This window comes from Paenibacillus ihuae (genome assembly GCF_001368795.1).
Taxonomy (GTDB): Bacteria; Bacillota; Bacilli; order Paenibacillales; family Paenibacillaceae; genus Paenibacillus_AQ; species Paenibacillus_AQ ihuae.
Genome location: NZ_LN831198.1, coordinates 1,142,939 through 1,147,278, shown reverse-complemented (window position 1 = coordinate 1,147,278; position 4,340 = coordinate 1,142,939). Strand labels below are relative to the sequence as shown.

2 protein-coding genes are annotated in these 4,340 nt (G+C 50.6%); one reads left to right on the top strand and one right to left on the bottom strand.

The window, feature by feature from the left end:
* The coding region (locus AQR02_RS05050; RefSeq protein WP_148449064.1) for a sensor domain-containing diguanylate cyclase at positions 1 to 1,493 on the top strand (1,493 nt) is incomplete at its 5' end.
* 98 nt (positions 1,494 to 1,591) lie between these two features.
* Here AQR02_RS05050 and pulA read toward each other — a convergent pair.
* Positions 1,592 to 3,991: a type I pullulanase gene (pulA, locus tag AQR02_RS05045; protein ID WP_054939644.1), complete on the bottom strand. Its 2,400-nt coding sequence runs from the start codon at positions 3,989 to 3,991 to the stop codon at positions 1,592 to 1,594.
* Positions 3,992 to 4,340 lie beyond the last annotated feature (349 nt).

Sequence of the window (4,340 nt, the reverse complement as noted above, 5' to 3'; positions counted from 1 at the left end):
CAATTACCAGACTCTCAGATTCTTTATACAGCGATGTTTATCAGAACTCGGAGCTGATCCTGAATGCTGACCGGGATCTCTACCAGGGGGCAGTCGCACTCCATGGGGCGATGAATCCGGATGTTTCGGGTAAGCAGCTTAGTCTGTTCGCGCAAGATTTTGAAGACAATAACACACAAATCAAGCAGCGTCTTAACATGGCCAGCTACAATATCAGCGCTTTGCAGAATCCTCACAAGGGAATGAAGCAGAGCGAACTGCTGCTGAGTGAATTAAACGATAAGCTGGTAAACTTCGAGAGCGCCTTCAAGCTGTGGAAAGAAACCGGAAGGGAGCTTATTTCCCGGCGGGTGCAAGGGGATTGGAACCCGGAGGCATTCTCAGCGGAGCTTATCAATACCCGGCTGATTGAAACGCGCAGTAATCTGGACCAGGCGGAGAATCTGATCGACAACTATGCCCAGCAGATCACCGTGGAGTTTAGCGAGAAGAAAAGCACTCTCTTCGCCGTATACTCGCTTTTATTGTTCCTGCTAATCATGGTCATCATTTATCTCAGCCGCAGACTGATCTCGATGCAGAAGGAAATGCTGGAGGAAAAGTCGCTCTACCAGATCATCGGGGAGACCATGTCGGACTTCATTATATTGACCGATCCGAGCGGTCTGATCCTGTATGCTTCACCTTCACATGCAAGTGTTCTTGGCTATATTCCGGAGAAGGGTGCACCGCTCTCCAACTATATCCGTGAAGCGGAGATTACCTGGGCGAAGCTGAAGAGCGCCGTACAGGGTACGTCACGTATTTCAGAGCTGCGTATGCGTTCCTCGGAAGGAAACTGGGTATGGCTGGAGACCAAAGTCTCACCCATCAGCGGCAACAAGGTGTTCCCGGCCCAGTTCATGCTCATTTCCCGCGAGATTACACAGCGTAAGCAATATGAAGAACGGCTGCACAAGCTGGCCTTCTATGACCATCTAACAGCTATTCCGAACCGGGCTCACTTTAAAATGTACATGGAGAATCTCATTAACCAGCCGGAGGAACGCAGACAGGATATTGCGCTGGTGCTGCTCGATTGCGACCGGTTCAAGCAGCTGAACGACACCCTTGGCCACTTGGCCGGTGATGAATTCCTGCAGCTGCTCTCCCGTGAACTGCAGCAGACCGTTAAAGGCTCCGGCCAGGCCTTCCGTATAGGCGGCGACGAATTTGCAGTAGTGCTTCACCGGTTCACAAGTACGGAGACGCTGAATGAGATACTGGAACGGCTGCTGCAGTTGTTCAATAAGACCTGGTCCGTCAACAAAGGGTCCAGCTTCCACACCTCGGCCAGCATCGGAGTAGCCCTTTATCCCCAGCATGGAAGCAGCATCAATGAGCTGCTGCGGGCAGCCGACCTGGCGATGTACCGCTCCAAGAATCACGGCGGTAACGAGGCCAATATGTATAATGAGCAGGTAGATGAAGAATTTTCGGATCAATCCAAATAAAATAGAAGAAATACCAACCTCTATATGCAAAGAGGCTGTGCACCCTTTAAGGGAGAGCACAGCCTCTTGCTTTTGTATCTTCAACTTCAATATCGATTTTAACTGGTCAGCTGCAGCGGTTCATCCGTATCTCCGCCATCCATCTGCTCCCGGTCCTTCACCAGAACCTTAATCAGCTCATCACTTCCGGAGCAATCAATGAACCGGTCACCGCCTGCTTCCTTCTCTTCCCAATCATTAAGCCGCAAAATATAGCCGACTGATTCCGTGCCCGGAACCACCTCAATCCTTGCTACTGCGCGTCGATTCTCCATTTGCCGGAAATCACATTGACCATCCTGGATACCAGTACCCCAGACCCAAAGATTCCAGCCTCTGTAATCGCCGTCCGGACGGTCATAATGTACCTCAATGATTTTGGCTCTGGGTGCAGGCTCACCGTATCCATCATACAGCACCATCATTGACAGCCCTTCCAGCTGTACTTCATGACCTGTAACGATGCGGAACGCCTCTGTTCCGGCGTAGGTATGGTCCACTACTACGTTCCAGCAGTCCGCAGAGTCAGGAAGACTCTGCGTGACCGGCCCCGGATTGGCATTAAATATGACTACAATGTTGTTCCACACGTCACCGCCCGCATTATCCTTCAGCCTATAAGCAACTACACCGCTATCACAGCGGAGGAATTCCAGCGAGCGTTCGATTTCCTGGCGCCCATGCAGGCGGAAGGCAGGGTGCGTGCGGCGCAGCTCAATCAGACCCTTGTAGTACTGGAAGACAGGCATAAATGTCTGTTTATTCTCCCAGCGTATGGCATTGATGGCATCAGGGCTGCGGTAGCTGTTATGATCACCGTATTTGCTGCGCAGAATTTCATCCCCGGCATGCAGAAAAGGAATGCCCTGAGAGGTCAGAATCAGACCATTGGCAAGCAAGGAACGGCCGACGGTCTCATTGCCCAAAATATTGTGCTGATCGATGCCGAAATACGGGTTAGCTGCACGGACTGCCGCCTCAACGTCTCCGCCGCCACTCAGCCTTCCGTTGTCCAGCTCCGGCAGATTAGCCGCCTGCCGTAAGCCCTGCGACGCAAGCACCTTATCCCAGAGATTTAAATTATCATGAGCGGTCACATAATTGACCGTCTCCACCGGCGAGTCGGTAAATTCATGGATCGCGCCTTTAATACCGGATGCCACCGCACCTTCCTTGCCGTATTCACCGGTTACGAATCCTTTACCCCATCCGTCACTGTCACCTTTGATCGCCGAACGGAAATTATCGTTAAATACAGCATAGCCTTTGCCCCGCTGCACACCTTTGAGGGTCTTGGCAGCCAGCGGCGAATCTCCGCCCGTCCAGGGTTCCCCGTAAATCAGCAGGTCCGGATTGATAGTAAGCCGTAATTCCTCGGTGATCTCGCGAATCGTTACACTGTCCATCAGGCCCATCAGATCGAAGCGGAACCCGTCAATATGATATTCTGAGGCCCAGTAAGCCAGGGAATCTTTGATATATTTGCGGACCATCGGCCGCTCCGTGGCAATTTCATTGCCTACGCCGGAACCGTTGGACAATCTGCCTAAATAATCATGGCGGTAGAAATAATCAGGGATCAGCGGCTCAAATGGCCCCTTTTCCACCGAATAGGTATGGTTATACACGACATCCATAATCACGGCAATCCCTTTGCTGTGCAGCGCCTGCACCATTTCCTTAAACTCGCGGATGCGGGTCGCCGGGTCATTGGGATTCGTGCTGTAAGAGCCCTCCGGAACGTTATAATGCTGCGGGTCATAACCCCAGTTATACTCCGTGTGATACTCCGCACGGGAGGAGGCTTCACCGGCAGCCTTCAGTTCATCCACCGTCTGAAAATCAAATACCGGCAGCAAATGCACATGAGTAATTCCGAGTTCAGCTAAATGGTCTATCCCCAGCGCATTTCCGTCCTTATCCGTAAGACCGGTTTCGGTAAACGCCTTAAATTTACCCTTGTTCAGCATGCCGGAGCTCTCATGGGCCGAGAAATCCCGCACATGCAGCTCATAGATTACAGCATCGGCAGGGTGCTGCAGCTGCGGAGACTTATCCCTGTCCCAAGCCACCGGATCCGTATCCCGCAGAGCTACAATCGCTGAACGTACGCCATTCGCAGAAACAGCGGTTGCATAAGGATCTGCGGCTTCGCGAATCGTTCCATCTTCAAATACGGCCCGGTACATATAATATTTGCCCTTCAGATTACCGGAAAGCCGTACCTGCCAAACCCCGCCAGCCTCACGCTGCATAGGAATGATCCTTCCTCTGTCACTGCTATTTAGGAATGCGTTGGCACTACCGTTCCCTCCGGTTTCATACAACACAAGCGATACGGTAAAAGCCGACGGCACCCATACTTTGAACTGGCTGTAGGCGGCGGTATAGGTCAATCCAAGGTCATTGCCTGCATAAATTTCTAATTCGGTCTCTGCATTTATATAATTGCTGCTCATACATTATCACCATCCTACTGTTCACCGTGAAAAACGCCGGAAAACGGATCTGCTAGCTTAATTCCAACTATTTCCACATCATTCAAAAATAATACTTGCACCTTTTTGCAAGTGAGTTGTATCGAGTATCTTTACTCCGGATTCAACCAAATAACTTGGCTCAAAATAGTATATGTAACACTATGTTCACAGGTTTGGGTTCAACAGCCTATTCTGCATCCTACACTTTATATATCGGCAAGTGTGAGTTCACACTTAAGCTAATAAAGGGAAAGTTGCTATTCTAACGAAAGTATAACCTGCTATTGCTCAAACAGCCACTGTCAATTGATGTATGCCTGATTTCAGT